The sequence below is a fragment of the Sphingomonas arantia genome, assembly GCF_042682045.1.
Lineage (GTDB): Bacteria > Pseudomonadota > Alphaproteobacteria > Sphingomonadales > Sphingomonadaceae > Sphingomonas_R > Sphingomonas_R arantia.
Genome location: NZ_JBHUGS010000005.1, coordinates 222,951 through 237,884, shown reverse-complemented (window position 1 = coordinate 237,884; position 14,934 = coordinate 222,951). Strand labels below are relative to the sequence as shown.

Genomic DNA, 14,934 nt, shown 5'->3' with positions numbered 1-14,934 from the left:
ATGAACGAAAGGCTTATGTTGGGCGCTTCGTATCCCCTTCCTTCACGGGAGGGGTTGGGGGTGGGACGCCCGGGTACACAGGCACGGCGTAGCGTGTAACCATCACACGACGCACCCACCCCCCGGCCCCCTCCCTTGAAAGGGAGGGGGAGCGGTTGGATCAGTTGCCGGTCGGGTTGTCGGCGGTGGTGCCGGCCTGGCCGGTCGCGCCGCCGACGCTGCCGATGTTGCCGAACAGTTCGCTGAAGAAACTGGTGTGGCGGCCGAGCGTCGGGGTCTTGTCGCTGCTGGGCGAGATCGAGGCGATCTGTTCCATGCCTGAGCGGCGCGCCGAGACGACGTTGCCGGCCGCGTCGAACCGGACGGTCAGGAGCATCTGGTCGGTCGGCTTGGGCTTGCTGAAGGCGAGCTGGCTGACGTTGCGCGACAGATAGTACCAGACGTTCGGATCGAACTGCCCCACGAAGCTGGGCCGGCCGAGCGTGCGTTCGACCGACATGCGGTTGTCGACGCCGGGCTGGACCGTGGCGATCAGCGCGTTGTCGGGGACATAGCCCTTGTGGTCGCGGATGCGCGCGCAGCCGGTGGTCAGCACCAGCGCCGCCAGTGCCACGGCGGCGAACCCGCTATACCGCGGACCGAACCGGGAGGTGGATGCCGTCATAGTCGATACTCCGGGGGGTCAAGCGTATGCGCCGCAAACGCCGGTTGCGATTGCATCCTGCGCGCGGTGCCTCAATATGTCCGGGAGCCCCCGGCCGCAAGCGACCGATCCCTGTTCCACAAGGTGCCGACAGTGTCCTTCCTGACGAGTCTTTTCAAGTCCAACCGTTTCGGCGCGGATGCCGACGCGCTGTATGCCGCGATCGTGGCCGCCGCGCGCCGCCCGGCCTGGTACCGCGAGGGGGGCGTGCCGGACACGATGGACGGGCGGTTCGACATGGTCGCGGCGGTGACGGCGATCGCGCTGATCCGGCTGGAGCGTGACGGAGCGGCGGGCAACGCGGCGGCGACCCGGCTGACCGAGGCGTTCGTCGACGACATGGACGGGCAGCTGCGCGAAGCAGGCGTCGGCGACGTCGTGGTCGGCAAGCATATCGGCAAGATGGTGTCGGCGCTGGGTGGGCGGCTGACCGCGTATCGCGAGGCGCTGGCGACGGACGGCGAAGGCGCGTTCGAGGATGCATTGCGGCGCAATCTGTACCGTGGCGAGGATCCCGGCGCCGACGCGGTGGCCTTTGTCGCGGCGGGCCTGCGGCGGGTCGAGGCGGGGATGGCGGTGCAGCCGGTGCCCGCATTGCTGGAAGGACATATCGCATGAGCGCACCGGAATTCTCGCGGCCCGTGCGGATCGATTCGATCGGCGAGACGGGGAAGATCGTGACCGTCACCGCGACGGAGGCGGAATGTGCGGCGCTGGCCAGGCGGTTCGACCTGATCGGGATCGAACGGCTGGCGGCGACGGTGGATTGCCGTCGCAAGGGCACCGACGTGACGGTGACGGGGCGGCTGACCGGCGTGGCGGTGCAGGCTTGCGTCGCGACCGCGGTGCCGATCCCGGCGACGATCGACCAGGCGTTCGCGCTGACCTTCGTCCCCGCGCTGTCGGTCGAGGGGGACGAGATGGAGCTGGATGCGGGCGACCTGGATGTGGTCGCTTATGACGGGGCGGCGGTCGATTTGGGCGAGGCGGTGGCCGAGACTTTCGCGCTGGCGCTCGATCCGTTTCCGCGGAGTGTGGATGCGGAGGCGGTGCTGCGTGCGGCGGGGGTGAAGGCGGAGGATGAGGTCGAGGCGGAGCCGGGGGCTTTTGCCGGGTTGGCGGCGCTGAGGGGGAAGTTGGGGGGGTGAGCTACTGCGACCCTATCGCTTGCGGGTAGCGAGCCGGTTAGGGGTGCTAATTCTATAGTTTTTGAGACTTCGGCGGTATCAGGCCGCGGCCCCTCTCCCCAACCCTCTCCCCGGAGGGGAGAGGGGGCGATTGTGTTTCGACCTGCGCTAGTGCCGCGCGGTGGTTAGGCGGCGCGTTTTTCTAGGGCGGTGGCGGCTTCGGCGACCAGCGTGCCGAGGATGTCGGCGGCGGGTTCTTCTTTCTTGACCATGCCGACGGACTGGCCGGCCATGACGGAGCCGTTTTCGACGTCGCCGTCGACGACTGCGCGGCGGAGCGCACCGGCCCAGTAGTGTTCGATCTGGAGCTGGGCCTCGAGCATCTCCAGGCGCTTTTCGTCCAGGTGGCTGGCGACTTCGCGCTGTTTGGCGGTGAAGAGTTCGGTCGAGGCGTTGCGCAGGGCGCGGACCGGGATGACGGGGAGGCGGGCGTCGAGCTGGACGCTGGCGACCGCGTCGCGGGCGGAGGCGCGGATGAACGCCTTCTTGAAGTTCGGATGGGCGACCGATTCGGTGGCGCAGACGAAGCGCGTGCCGAGCTGGACCCCGGCGGCGCCCATTTCGAGATAGCCGGCGATCGCCTCACCCCGGCCGATGCCGCCGGCGACGAACACCGGGATCAGCGGCGCGATGTCGGGCAGGATCTCCTGCGCCAGGATGCTGGTGGAGACCGGGCCGATGTGGCCGCCGGCCTCGTTCCCCTCGATCACCAGTGCGTCGATGCCGGACCGGACGAGCTTCTTCGCGAGCGAGAGCGCGGGGGCGAAGCAGACGAGTTTCGCGCCGGAGCCCTTGATCCGGTCGATCGCGCCCGCGGGCGGCAGCCCGCCCGCGAGCACGACGTGGCCGACCTTGTGCCGCGCGCAGACCTCGATCAGGTCGTTCAGCGCCGGGTGCATGGTGATGAGGTTCACGCCGAACGGCTTGTTCGTCATCGCCTTGGTCGCGGCGATTTCAGTGTCGAGCAGTTCGGGGGTCATCGCGCCGCATGCGATGACGCCGAACCCGCCGGCGTTCGAGATGGCGGAGACAAGGTTGCGTTCGCTGACCCACGACATGGCGCCGGCCATGATGGCGTAGCGGGTGCCGAGGAAATCGGTGCCGCGGTGCATGAGGGCGTCGAGGCGGGTGTGGGATGATGTCATGCGGTGGTTCTGGGCTTCTTCCCTTGGGCTTTCAAGGCTTCCGGGTAGACGGGAGCGTCTGAAACCCACGTCGGACGGCGAGTCTGCGCTCGCCGACCCACCCCCTACCCCTCCCTTGAAAGGGAGGGGGGGAAGAAGGGCAAGCGCCCTCTGGGGAAGGGGCGTTATGCCGCGTCTTCGGCGTCGAGGCCGTAGGCGGTGTGGAGGACGCGGACGGCGAGTTCGGTGTAGTCCTCGTGGATCAGGACGCTGACCTTGATCTCCGACGTGGTGATCGCAAGGATGTTGATGCCGCGGTCGGCGAGCGATTTGAACATCATCGCGGCGACGCCGGCGTGGCTGCGCATGCCGACGCCGACGACCGAGATCTTGGTGACGGCGGTGTCGTGGACCAGCTTGGTGAAGCCGATCGTTTCACGCTGCCGTTCCAGCACGTCGATCGCGCGGGTCAGTTCGGCCATCGGCACGGTGAAGGTGACGTCGGTCGAGCCAGTGTCGTGCGCGACGTTCTGGACGATCATGTCGACGTTGATGCTGGCGTCGGCCAGCGGCGAGAAGATCGTCGCGACTGCGCCGGGGCGATCGGGGACGGCGATCAGCGTCACCTTCGCCTCGTTCTTGTCGTGCGCGATGCCGGTGATGTGCTGGCGTTCCACGTCGTCAATCTCCTGTTCCCCGACGATCATCGTGCCGGGGGTTTCGTTGGGGCCGGGTTCGTCGAAGGAGGACAGGACCTGGACGCGGACCCCTTCCTTCATCGCCAGGCCGACCGAGCGGGTCTGCAGGACCTTCGCGCCGACCGAGGCGAGTTCGAGCATCTCCTCGTACGTCACCTTCTTCAGCTTGCGCGCGCGCGGCACGATGCGCGGGTCGGTGGTGTAGACGCCGTCGACGTCGGTGTAGATGTCGCAGCGGTCGGCCTTGATCGCCGCGGCGACCGCGACGGCCGAGGTGTCGGACCCGCCGCGGCCGAGCGTGGAGATGCGGTTGTCTTCGGTCAGGCCCTGGAAACCGGGGATCACCGCCACCTCGCCGTCCTTGAGCCAGGCGGTCTCGATCTCGCCGATCCGGGCGGAGGCATGCGCGTCCGACGTGTGGATCGGCAGTTGCCAGCCGAGCCAGGAGCGGGCGGGGACGCCGATCGCCTGGAGCGCGATGGCGAGCAGGCCGGACGTCACCTGTTCACCGGACGCGACCACGACGTCATATTCGCGCGGGTCGTAGAGCGGCGAGGCCTCCCGACAGAAATTGACGAGCCGGTCGGTTTCGCCGGACATGGCGGAGACCACGACGGCGACCTGGTGGCCGGCGTCGACCTCATGCTTGATGCGGCGGGCCACGTTGCGGATGCGTTCGATCCCGGCCATCGACGTTCCGCCGAACTTCATCACGATACGTGCCATGGCTGCGGCGCAAATCCTTCGCTAAACCCGCCAGGAACGCGGGGCCGGGACCTGATAGGGAACGCAAGATATGAACGCAACCACGACGCTGCCCGCAACGATCGATCCGAAGGGGGCCGCCCATTTCGGCGCGATGGCGGCGGAATGGTGGGATCCGAACGGATCGTCGAAGATGCTGCACCGGCTGAACCCCGTGCGGCTGGGCTATGTCCGCGCGGCGATCGACCGGCATTGGGGCACCGACCCGACCGCGTTGCGCCCGCTGTCGGGCCGGCGGGCGCTGGACGTGGGCTGCGGCGCGGGGCTGCTGACCGAACCGCTGGCGCGGATGGGGGCGGAGGCGACGGGGATCGACAGCGCGACCGAGACGATCGCGGCGGCGCGGGTGCATGCCGGACGCCAAGGGCTGGCGATCGATTACCGCGCCGGCGGGATCGAGGGGATGGCCGCGGACGAGCGGTTCGACCTGGTGTGTTCGATGGAAGTGATCGAGCATGTGACCGACCAGCCGGCGTTCGTGCGCGGGCTGGCGGCGGCGCTGGCGGAGGGTGGTGCGCTGGTGATGTCGACGCCGAACCGGACCGCGCTGTCGAAGCTGGCGCTGATCACGGTGGGCGAGGATATCGGCCGGCTGATCCCGAAGGGGACGCATGACTGGGACCGGTTCCTGACGCCGGACGAGCTGACCGCGATGCTGGCGGCGGCGGGGATGCGGGTGACCGATGTCACGGGTCTGTCATTGTCCGCGACCAAGGGGTTTACCCTGAGCGACGACGTGCGGATGAACTATCTGCTGACGGCGGTGCGGGTTTAGTCTGCTGTCCATCCTAGGGAGGGGTTGGGTGTGGCTACTCCTTCGCGCGCGGCCGACGTGACGGCGTAGCACCCACCCCCGGCCCCTCCCTTAAAAGGGAGGGGGAAGAAGGCTGAGTATGACTCTCGAAATCACCCGCCGCACTTTGATCGGCGGGATCGCTGCCACCGGTCTTGCCGCGCCGGCCATCCTGCGTTCGCAGATGCTGTTTACGCAATATCCGTTCCGGCTGGGCGTGGCGTCGGGCGATCCGGCGCCGGACGGGTTCGTGATCTGGACGCGGCTGGCGCCCGATCCACTGGTCGACGGCGGCGGCGTGCCGATGGCGCCGATCGAGGTCGACTGGGTGGTGGCGAGCGACGCCGCGTTCAAGACGATCGTGCAGAAGGGCAAGGCGCTCGCGCGGCCGGAGCTAGCCCATTCGGTGCATGTCGAGGTGGCGGGGCTGCTGCCCGACCGGCCTTACTGGTACCGGTTCAACGTGGGGCGCGAACGGAGCAGTGCGGGGCGGGCCAAGACAACGCCGCTGGCCGGTGCGGACATCGCCAAGCTGACGTTCGGCGTGGCCGGGTGCCAGCATTATGAGGACGGGCTGTTCACCGCCTACCGTCACCTGAGCCAGGAAGACGTCGATTTCGTCTTCCATTACGGCGATTACATCTACGAGCGGCGGTCGTCGCCGATGCCGATCGGGTATGACGGGCTGCCGCGGACGTTCGTGCGGTCGCATATCGGCGACGAGATCTACAGCATCGACGATTATCGCCGGCGTTATGCGCAGTACAAGCAGGACCCGGACCTGCAGGCGGCGCATGCGGCGGCGCCATGGTGGACGACGTTCGACGACCATGAGGTCGAGAACAACTGGGTCGGCAGCATCGACGAGAACGACACCCCGTCGGGCGTCTTCCTGTTGCGGCGCGCGGCCGCGTTCCAGGCATGGTACGAACATAGCCCGGTGCGGGCGAGCATGATGCCGACGGGGGCGGGCATTTCGATGTACCGCCGCGCGCGATACGGCAAACTGCTCGACGCGCATTTCCTCGATACGCGCCAGTTCCGGACCGACCAGCCATGCGGCGACGGGTTCGAGGCGGACTGCGCCGGCACGTCCGATCCGAAGGCGCAGGTGCTGGGCACGGTGCAGGAGAAGTGGTTGGACGCGGCGTTGCGCGAGAAGCGTGCGCGGTGGAACACGCTGGCGCAGCAGGTGATGATGATGCGGCTCGACCGGCGGACGGGCGACGAGCCGCAGCCGACCCGCAACATGGACAGCTGGGCCGGGTATCTGACCCCGCGCGAACGCATGCTCGAACGCTGCCGTGGGCTGGGCAATGTCGTCGTGCTGACCGGTGACGAGCATCAGAATTATGCGGGCGAACTGGCGACCGCGAAGGGCGAGGCCGTGGCCGTCGAGTTCGTGTCGACCTCGATCACGTCGGGTGGCGACGGGCAGGACAAGCGCCGCACCGATCCGCAGATGCGGGCGCACAACCCGCAGCTGAAGTTCACGAACGACCAGCGCGGGTATCTGCTGTGTTCCGTGACGCCGGATCGGTGGGAGTCGCGGTTCCGGGTGGTGGATCAGGTTTCGCGGCCGGGTGGTCAGGTGAGCACGCGGGCGGTGGCGACTGTGGAGCATGGGGTGGCGAAGCTGAGCGTTGCTTGAAGCCCCTCTCCTTTAGGGGAAGGGTACGGATGACATCGTCACGCCTGCGACGTTGCCGGTGTGAAGCTGTTGCCCCCACCCCCCAACCCCCTCCCCTGAAGGGGAGGGGGCTTTACTGAAGCGTCCTAGAAATCCACCTTGTCGTAGTGCGGCGGGGGAGTGACGATTTCCATGCGTTCGCTGAGTAGCGGGCGGAAGCTGGGGCGGCTTTTGAGGGCGGCGTACCATTCCTTGGTGCGGTCGTGGCCGCGCCAGTCGATGCCGCCGAGATAGTCGGCGACCGACAGGTGCGCGGCGGCGGCGAGGTCCGCCAAGCTCAGGACGGGGCCGCCGATCCAGCGGCGATGGTCGAGCAGCCAGTCGACATAGTCGAGATGGCTGTTGGCGACCTTCATCGCTTCGCGCAGCACCTTGGCGTCGGGCGCGGCGCGGTGGACGATGCGCTTGAGCATGCGTTCATGCATCAGCGGGGCGACGACCTCGTTGTAGACCTTCTCGTCGAACCAGGCGACGAGCCGGCGGATCTCCGCGCGGTTGGCGGCCGGGCCGTTGAGCATCGGCGCCTTGTCGATCGTCTCTTCGAGATATTCGCAGATCGCGGTCGAATCGATCAGCGTCAGGCCGACGATCGCGTCGGTCATGACCGGCGTCTGGCCGGCGGGGTTCATATCGAGGAACTCGTCGCGCCGCGCCCAGGGTGATTCGCGGATGAGTTCGTAGCCGACCCCCTTCTCGCCGAGGAGGAGCCGGACCTTGCGCGAGAAAGGGCAGAGCGGGAATTGATGGAGTTGCCACATGGTCTGGCGTTCATAGCGCGGGGGGCGGGGGGCGCTAGTCGGTTCTTTTTTGTGTTTTGCGTGGTCGCGAATCTGTTGGACGCGTGTGGGGTGATGTTTCGTCAGGCCACGCCCCCCACCCAACCCTCCCCCCGGTGGGGGGAGGGCTTTTGGTTGTTCTGCTCCCTCCACCCTTCGGGGGGAGGGTCGGGGTGGGGGGTGTGGCCTGGGGTGTTCTAGGCCGCGGGGGTGAGTTGGCGGTTCGCGAAACGTGAGGTTCGGATTGCGCGGGAGTTAGCCGCTGCCACTCCCCCTCTCCCAACCCTCTCCCCGTTGGGGAGAGGGCTTTTGGTTACTCGGCCGCCTGCACTTCTGGCGTGTCGTCCAGCGGGTGGTCGAGCCGCGTCAGCATTTCCTTGGGGCAGACCTGCCAGAAGCTGCCGGCGTAGCGGTCCCAGTCGTCGAGGATGGTGTTGGCCCAGCGGCTGTCGGTGGCGACGGCGTGTTCGGCGACCATGGCCTTCAGGCGGGCCTCCCAATGCGCCGACGCCAGGCGTTGCCAGACGATGCTTTCGGGGTTGGCGCGGGCGGGGAAGTGGCCGTCCTCGTCGAGGATGAAGGCCATGCCGCCGGTCATGCCCGCGCCGAAGTTGGCGCCCGTGTCGCCCAAGATCACCGCGGTGCCGCCGGTCATATACTCGCAGCCATTGGCGCCGCAGCCTTCGACCACGACGTTTGCGCCCGAGTTGCGCACCGCGAACCGCTCGCCCGCCTGGCCCGCGGCGAACAGCTTGCCGCTGGTCGCGCCGTACAGGACGGTGTTGCCGAGGATCGTGTTGCTGCGCGTGTCGAGCGGGGAGGAGACCATCGGGCGGACCGAGATGATGCCGCCGGACAGACCCTTGCCGACATAGTCGTTGGCGTCGCCGAAAACCTCGAGCTTGATCCCCTTGCACAGGAACGCGCCGAGCGACTGGCCCGCCGAACCGCGCAGGCGGATCGTGACGTGGCCGTCGGCGAGCGCGGACATGCCGTATTTCGCGGTGATCTCCGCCGACAACCGGGTGCCGACCGCGCGGTGCGTGTTGCGGACGGTGTAGGTCAGCTGCATCTTTTCGCGCCGTTCGAACACGGCGCGCGCGTCGAGGATCATCTGCGCATCGAGGCTGTCGGGCACGTCGTTGCGGAAGGTGGCGATGGCGAAGCGGCGCTTGCTGTCGTCCGCGTCGACCTTTGCCAGGATCGGGTTGAGATCGAGATCGTCGAGATGCTCGTGCCCGCGGCTGACCTGGCGGAGCAGTTCGGTGCGGCCGATGATGTCGTCGAGCGAGCGGACGCCGAGCTTGGCGAGGATCTCGCGCACTTCTTCCGCCATGAAGGTCATCAGGTTGATGACCTTTTCCGGCGTGCCGACGAACTTGCCGCGGAGCGCATCGTCCTGCGTACAGATGCCGACCGGGCAGGTGTTCGAATGGCACTGGCGGACCATGATGCAGCCCATCGCGACGAGCGACAGCGTGCCGATGCCGAATTCCTCCGCGCCCAGGATCGCGGCGATGACGATGTCGCGCCCGGTCTTGAGCCCGCCGTCGGTGCGCAGCTTCACGCGGTGGCGCAGGCCGTTCAGGGTCAGCACCTGATTGGTTTCGGACAGGCCCATTTCCCACGGCGTGCCGGCATATTTGATCGAGGTCTGCGGCGAGGCCGCGGTGCCGCCGACATGGCCGGAGACGAGGATGACGTCGGCGTGCGCCTTCGCCACGCCCGCCGCGACGGTGCCGATGCCGGCGGACGACACGAGCTTCACGCAGACGCGGGCGCGCGGGTTGATCTGCTTCAGGTCGTAGATCAGCTGCGCCAGATCCTCGATCGAATAGATGTCGTGGTGCGGCGGGGGCGAGATGAGCGTGACGCCGGGGGTCGAGTGACGCAGGCGGGCGATCATCTCGGTCACCTTGAAGCCGGGGAGCTGGCCGCCCTCGCCGGGCTTGGCGCCCTGCGCGACCTTGATCTCTAGCTCCTCCGCAGCACCGAGATACTCGGCGGTGACGCCGAACCGGCCCGAGGCGACCTGCTTGATCGCGCTGTTGGCGTTGTCGCCGTTCTCGTAGGGCTTGTAGCGCTTGCGGTCCTCGCCGCCCTCGCCGGACACGGCCTTTGCGCCGATCCGGTTCATGGCGATGGCCAGCGTTTCATGCGCCTCCGGCGACAGCGCGCCGAGCGACATGCCGGGGGTGAGGAAGCGCTTGCGGATTTCGGTGATCGCCTCGACGCTGTCGATCGCGATCGGCTCCTTGGCCCAGTTGAACTCCATCAGATCGCGCAGATAGATCGGCGGCAGGTCCTTCACGCCGCGCGCGAATTGCAGGTAGGTCGAGTAGCTGTCCGTGCCGACCGCGGTCTGGAGCAGGTGCATCAGCTGCGCGGAATAGGCGTGCGCCTCGCCACCCGCACGCTGGCGGTAGAAGCCGCCGACGGGGAGTGCCACGACGGTGTCGTCCCAGGCGAGTTCGTGGCGCATGAGCGCGTTGAGCTGAAGCGAGGCATAGCCTTCGCCGGAGATCTTGGCAGGCATGCCGGGGAACAGGTCGTTCACCAGCGCGCGGCTGAGGCCGACCGCTTCGAAGTTGTAGCCGCCGCGGTAGCTGCTGATGACCGCGATGCCCATCTTGGACATGATCTTGAGCAGGCCCTCGTCGATCGCCTTGCGGTGACGATAGAGGCAGTCGTCGAGTGTCAGGTCGCCGAACAGGCCGCGTGCCTGGCGGTCGGCGATCGCGGCCTCCGCCAGATAGGCGTTCACGGTGGTCGCGCCGACGCCGATCAGCACGGCGAAATAATGGGTGTCGAGGCATTCGGCCGAGCGCACGTTGATCGACGCGTAGGAGCGTAGCCCGCGGCGCACGAGGTGGGTGTGGACCGCGGCGGCGGCGAGTACCATGGCGATCGCCACCCGGTCCGGCCCGACGCCCTCGTCGGTCAGGAACAGTTCGGTATGGCCCTCGCGCACCGCCTGTTCCGCGTCGCGGCGGATGCGCGCGATGGCGGCACGGAGTGCGTCGGGGCCGTCGTCCTGACCGAAGGTGCAGTCGATCGTCGCGGTGGACGCGCCGAAATGCGCCTTCAGCGTCGACCACTCGCGCGAGGTGAGGACGGGGGAGGGGAGCACCAGGACGTTCGACTGTTGCGCATCGGTATCGAGGATGTTCGCCAGATTGCCGAAGCGGGTCTGGAGACTCATGACGTGGCGTTCGCGCAGCGGATCGATCGGCGGGTTGGTGACCTGGCTGAAATTCTGGCGGAAGAACTGGCTGATCAGCCGCGCCTTGTCGGAGATGACGGCGAGCGGCGTGTCGTCGCCCATCGAGCCAATCGCTTCCTTGGCCTCCTCGACCTGGGGGCTGAGGATCAGTTCCATGTCCTCCATCGACTGGCCGGCCGCGACCTGGCGGCGAAGGAGGTCGGGGCGGGCATAGCGCGGGACGTCCGGGTCGGCCGGCGGCGTGAGGTCGGCGAGGGTGCGGAAGCCGGCGACCCATTCGCTGTACGGCTGTTCGGCGGCGATCCGCGCCTTGATGTCGGCATCCATGAACAGCGTGCCGGTGTCGAGATCGACCGCGATCATCTGGCCCGGACCCATGCGGCCCTTGGCGGCGACGGTCGCCTCCGGCACCAGCACCATGCCGGTTTCGGACCCGACGATCAGCAGGTGATCGGCGGTGAGCGTGGTGCGCAGCGGACGCAGTGCGTTGCGGTCGACGCCGGCCACGGCCCAGCGGCCGTCGGTCATGGCGAGCGCGGCGGGACCGTCCCACGGTTCCATGACCGAGCCGAAATAGCGGTACATCGCCGCGACCTGCGGATCGAGCGAGGGGTCGTTCTGCCACGCCTCGGGGACGAGCATGAGTTTGGCGGTCGGCGCGTCGCGGCCGGAGCGGCAGATCGCCTCGAACACCGCGTCGAGCGCCGCGGTGTCGGATGCACCGGCCGGGATGAGCGGCTTGATCTCCTCCGAATGCTCGCCGAACGCGAGCGAGGCCATCTTGATCTCGTGGCTCTTCATCCAGTTCTTGTTGCCGCGGATCGTGTTGATCTCGCCATTGTGCGCGAGCGTGCGGAACGGTTGCGCCAGCCACCACTGGGGGAAGGTGTTGGTCGAATAGCGCTGGTGGAAGATCGCGACGCGGCTGACGAACCGTTCGTCCTGCAGGTCGGGGTAGAAGATCGACAGTTCCTCGGCGAGGAACAGGCCCTTGTAGACGATCGACCGGCACGACAGCGAGCAGATGTAGAAGCCCTGGATCTGCGCCTCGATCACCTTGCGTTCGATCCGGCGGCGGACGAGGTAGAGCTTCTTCTCGAACTCGGCGGCGTCCTCGGCATCCGGCAGAGGGCCGGCGATCATGATCTGCTCGATCTCGGGGCGGGTGAGCAGCGCCTTTTCGCCGATGCACGACACGTCGACGGGCACCTGGCGCCAGCCATAGATACTGTAGCCGAAGTCGATGATCTCGGACTCGACGATGGTGCGGCAGGCCTCCTGCGCGGCAAGATCGGTGCGCGGCAGGAAGATCATGCCGACGGCGAGCCGGTTGGGGAGCGTTTCGTGGCCGGAATATTCGATCGCGTCGTCGAAGAACCGGACGGGCAGGTCGACATGGATGCCGGCGCCGTCACCGGTCTTGCCGTCCGCATCGACCGCGCCGCGGTGCCAGACCGCCTTCAACGCCTCGATCGCGGCGGCGACCACGCGGCGCGATGCGCGGCCGTCGGTTGCGGCGACGAGGCCGACGCCGCATGCGTCGGATTCGAGTTCGGGGCGGTACATGCCGACTTCGGCGATGCGGGCGCGTTCGGCGGGGGAGGCGGTGTCGGTCATGGCAGGTTCCTGTCGTTCAGGAAGGCAAGGGTGCGTTCGGCGGTCTCGCGGAGGAAGGGAGCCGCTTCGTGCGCTTGTTTCAGTCGGGACAACTGGGTCGCCGGGTCGATCGGGTAGTCGTGCACGAGCCGGTTGCGGAGTTTCACGACGCCGACCCAGCGTCCGGCGTCGTCGAGGAGGCCGAGCCGTTCCATGTGGTTGCCGTAGTCGGCGGCGTAGAGCCCCTTGGTATCGACCGCGCGGGATTGGAGGATCGTCCGGAAGAGGCGGGCGAGCTGGTCTTCAAGCTGCTCGATAACCTTAAGCAGCGACGTCGATGCGACGCGCTGGATCTTGTCGAGCGCCTCGAAGGCTGGCTGATCGACCGGCGCGGGGCCGGTGAGGTCGAGCGTTTCGTTCAGGCTGATCACGAGGGCAGTGAGACCGATCCGCAGGTCCTCGGCGATTTCTCCCTCGGGTGTCACAAGACGATCCCGTCGCGATAAGCGATCCGTTCGAACCCGCGGGGCGTGCCGCCGCGCTGCGTGATGACGACGTCGACCTTTTGCCGTTCGATCTGCGTGAACAGGCGGTCCAGGAAGGCGTCGCGGGCGTGCCATTCGTCGCTGACCGGGTCGGTTTCGACGTGCAGGTCAATGTCGCCACCCCGCAGGGTGTCGTCGACGCGGCTGCCGAACAGCCGGACGACAGCGTCCGCGCCGAAGGTTTCGGCGGCGGCGGCCTTGATCGCGTCGATGTCGGCCGGTTGCAGCCTCATGCCGGGACCAGCTCCTGTGCCGCTGCGGCCTTTGCCTTGGCACGGAGGTAAGCGTGCATCTTGTCCGCGACGTCGCGGCCGTCGCGGATGGCCCAGACGACGAGCGAGGCGCCGCGGACGATGTCGCCGGCGGCGAAGACGCCGTCGATCGAGGTTTGCATCGACTTGTGATCGATCCGGACGGTGCCCCAGCGCGTGACGGACAGTTCGTTCGAACCGAACAGCGTGGGCAGGTCCTCGGCATCGAAACCGAGCGCCTTGATCACGAGATCGGCGTCGAGGCGGAAGCCGCCGGCGGGATCGGGTTCGGGCGCGCGGCGGCCGGAGGCGTCGGCGGCGCCGAGCCGCATGCGGGTGGCGGCGACGGCGGTCACCTGCGCGTCGCCGTGGAAGGCTTCCGGCCCGGACAACCAGACGAATTCGACGCCTTCCTCCTCGGCATTCTTCACCTCGCGCTGCGAGCCCGGCATGTTGGCGCGGTCGCGGCGGTAGAGGCACTTCACCGACTTCGCGCCTTGGCGGATGGCGGTGCGGACGCAATCCATCGCAGTGTCGCCGCCGCCGATCACGACGACGTCCTTGTCCGCCGCGTTGAGCGCGCCGTCGTCATAGGCCGGGACCGCGTCGCCAAAACCCTTGCGGTTGGAGGCGGTGAGATAGTCGAGCGATTCGACGATGCCGCTCGCGCCGACGCCGGGGGCCTTGATGGCGCGCGGGCGGTAGACGCCGGTCGCGATCAGGACGGCGTCGTGGCGGCCGCGTAGATCGGCGAGCGTCGCGTCGCGGCCGACCGCGAAGTCGTGGTGGAACACGATGCCGGCGTCGCGCAGCCGTTCGACGCGGCGCATGACGACGTCCTTTTCCAGCTTGAAGCCGGGGATGCCGTAGGTGAGCAGCCCGCCGGCACGGTCGTGGCGGTCGTAGACATGGACCTCGTACCCGCGCGCGCGCATCAGTTCGGCGGTGGTGAGCCCGGCGGGGCCGGCGCCGATGACGCCGATCGACTGGCCGCGGTCCGGCCCGACGCGGACCGGTTCGACCCAGCCTTCGGCCCAGGCGGTGTCGGTGATGTATTTTTCGACCGAGCCGATCGTGACCGCGCCGTGGCCGGAAAATTCGATGACGCAATTGCCCTCGCACAACCGGTCCTGCGGGCAGATGCGGCCGCAGATCTCGGGCATGGTGGAGGTCGCATTGCTGAGCTCGTAGGCCTCGCGCAGGCGGCCCTCCGCGGTCAGGCGGAGCCAGTCGGGGATGTGGTTGTGGAGCGGGCAGTGCGTCGAACAATAGGGGACGCCGCACTGCGAACAGCGCGACGACTGCGCCTCCGCATCGTCGCGGGCGTAGCGATCGGCGATTTCCGCGAAGTCCTCGGCCCGCACGGCGGCGGGGCGCTTGGCCGGGTAATGCTGGCCGAGCCGCACGAAGCTCAACATCGGGTTGTCTGCCATCGCATGCTCCTCTTGCGGCGCACGAATGTCGCAGTCTGGAGCCGATGTCACGACCTAAACAAGCGGTGGTACAGCGAGGCTGTCCTATTTAATCCTAACGTGCATGCTCAAAGCGCACGACCGCGGTTTAAACGCAGGCGGTAAGGTCCG

Annotated in this window: 12 protein-coding genes; 4 read left to right on the top strand and 8 right to left on the bottom strand. The window is 67.7% G+C overall.

The window, feature by feature from the left end:
* Window positions 1–160: 160 nt before the first annotated feature.
* A complete protein-coding gene (locus ACFSGX_RS16185; RefSeq protein WP_380931352.1) occupies window positions 161–664 on the bottom strand; it encodes an outer membrane protein assembly factor BamE in 504 nt (167 codons plus the stop codon).
* A 132-nt stretch (window positions 665–796) separates the two neighbouring features.
* Between ACFSGX_RS16185 and ACFSGX_RS16180 the strand changes: the two genes are divergently transcribed.
* Both ACFSGX_RS16180 and ACFSGX_RS16175 read left to right on the top strand, forming a co-directional pair.
* Window positions 797–1,321: a ubiquinol-cytochrome C chaperone family protein gene (locus ACFSGX_RS16180; protein WP_380931351.1), complete on the top strand. Its 525-nt coding sequence runs from the start codon at window positions 797–799 to the stop codon at window positions 1,319–1,321.
* Window positions 1,318–1,851 carry a YceD family protein gene (locus ACFSGX_RS16175; RefSeq protein WP_380931350.1) on the top strand — a complete coding sequence of 178 codons (534 nt, stop codon included), beginning with the start codon at window positions 1,318–1,320 and terminating at the stop codon, window positions 1,849–1,851. The genes ACFSGX_RS16180 and ACFSGX_RS16175 overlap by 4 nt, the downstream gene beginning before the upstream one ends.
* Before the next feature lie 164 nt (window positions 1,852–2,015).
* Here ACFSGX_RS16175 and ACFSGX_RS16170 read toward each other — a convergent pair whose 3' ends face one another.
* On the bottom strand, window positions 2,016–3,035 hold the full coding sequence (locus ACFSGX_RS16170; protein ID WP_380931349.1) for an NAD(P)H-dependent flavin oxidoreductase: 1,020 nt from the start codon (window positions 3,033–3,035) through the stop codon (window positions 2,016–2,018).
* Between the two features lie 164 nt (window positions 3,036–3,199).
* Window positions 3,200–4,438, bottom strand: a complete 1,239-nt coding sequence (locus ACFSGX_RS16165; protein WP_380931348.1) for an aspartate kinase — start codon at window positions 4,436–4,438, stop codon at window positions 3,200–3,202.
* 70 nt (window positions 4,439–4,508) lie between these two features.
* Between ACFSGX_RS16165 and ubiG the strand changes: the two genes are divergently transcribed.
* Entirely contained in the window at window positions 4,509–5,252 is a 744-nt protein-coding gene (gene ubiG / locus ACFSGX_RS16160) for a bifunctional 2-polyprenyl-6-hydroxyphenol methylase/3-demethylubiquinol 3-O-methyltransferase UbiG (protein ID WP_380931347.1), read from the top strand.
* Window positions 5,253–5,370: 118 nt separating this feature from the next.
* Window positions 5,371–6,921 carry an alkaline phosphatase D family protein gene (locus tag ACFSGX_RS16155; protein WP_380931346.1) on the top strand — a complete coding sequence of 517 codons (1,551 nt, stop codon included), beginning with the start codon at window positions 5,371–5,373 and terminating at the stop codon, window positions 6,919–6,921.
* A gap of 125 nt (window positions 6,922–7,046) precedes the next feature.
* On the opposite strand, the gene ACFSGX_RS16150 is transcribed toward ACFSGX_RS16155, so the two are convergent.
* The 5 genes from ACFSGX_RS16150 to ACFSGX_RS16130 all read right to left on the bottom strand — a co-directional run bounded on the left by ACFSGX_RS16150 (window position 7,047) and on the right by ACFSGX_RS16130 (window position 14,784).
* Window positions 7,047–7,718, bottom strand: a complete 672-nt coding sequence (locus ACFSGX_RS16150) for a glutathione S-transferase family protein (RefSeq protein WP_380931345.1) — start codon at window positions 7,716–7,718, stop codon at window positions 7,047–7,049.
* A gap of 331 nt (window positions 7,719–8,049) precedes the next feature.
* Window positions 8,050–12,576, bottom strand: coding sequence for a glutamate synthase large subunit (gene gltB, locus ACFSGX_RS16145; RefSeq protein ID WP_380931344.1), 4,527 nt, complete (start codon window positions 12,574–12,576; stop codon window positions 8,050–8,052).
* Window positions 12,573–12,986 (bottom strand): hypothetical protein, encoded by a 414-nt coding sequence (locus ACFSGX_RS16140; protein WP_380931343.1) that lies wholly within the window; start codon window positions 12,984–12,986, stop codon window positions 12,573–12,575. Before ACFSGX_RS16140 ends, gltB begins: the two co-directional genes overlap by 4 nt.
* A 50-nt stretch (window positions 12,987–13,036) precedes the next feature.
* The gene (locus tag ACFSGX_RS16135; protein WP_380931342.1) at window positions 13,037–13,333 is read right to left on the bottom strand and encodes a nucleotidyltransferase domain-containing protein; all 297 of its coding nucleotides are present in this window, start codon (window positions 13,331–13,333) and stop codon (window positions 13,037–13,039) included.
* On the bottom strand, window positions 13,330–14,784 hold the full coding sequence (locus tag ACFSGX_RS16130) for an NAD(P)-dependent oxidoreductase (RefSeq protein ID WP_380931341.1): 1,455 nt from the start codon (window positions 14,782–14,784) through the stop codon (window positions 13,330–13,332). Before ACFSGX_RS16130 ends, ACFSGX_RS16135 begins: the two co-directional genes overlap by 4 nt.
* Window positions 14,785–14,934 lie beyond the last annotated feature (150 nt).

Coding starts and splice junctions, on each gene's coding strand:
- ACFSGX_RS16185 (WP_380931352.1), bottom strand. CDS start 664: ATGACGGCATCCACCTCCCGGTTCGGTCCGCGGTATAGCGGGTTCGCC.
- ACFSGX_RS16175 (WP_380931350.1), top strand. CDS start 1,318: ATGAGCGCACCGGAATTCTCGCGGCCCGTGCGGATCGATTCGATCGGC.
- ACFSGX_RS16170 (WP_380931349.1), bottom strand. CDS start 3,035: ATGACATCATCCCACACCCGCCTCGACGCCCTCATGCACCGCGGCACC.
- ACFSGX_RS16165 (WP_380931348.1), bottom strand. CDS start 4,438: ATGGCACGTATCGTGATGAAGTTCGGCGGAACGTCGATGGCCGGGATC.
- ubiG (WP_380931347.1), top strand. CDS start 4,509: ATGAACGCAACCACGACGCTGCCCGCAACGATCGATCCGAAGGGGGCC.
- ACFSGX_RS16155 (WP_380931346.1), top strand. CDS start 5,371: ATGACTCTCGAAATCACCCGCCGCACTTTGATCGGCGGGATCGCTGCC.
- ACFSGX_RS16150 (WP_380931345.1), bottom strand. CDS start 7,718: ATGTGGCAACTCCATCAATTCCCGCTCTGCCCTTTCTCGCGCAAGGTC.
- gltB (WP_380931344.1), bottom strand. CDS start 12,576: ATGACCGACACCGCCTCCCCCGCCGAACGCGCCCGCATCGCCGAAGTC.
- ACFSGX_RS16135 (WP_380931342.1), bottom strand. CDS start 13,333: ATGAGGCTGCAACCGGCCGACATCGACGCGATCAAGGCCGCCGCCGCC.
- ACFSGX_RS16130 (WP_380931341.1), bottom strand. CDS start 14,784: ATGGCAGACAACCCGATGTTGAGCTTCGTGCGGCTCGGCCAGCATTAC.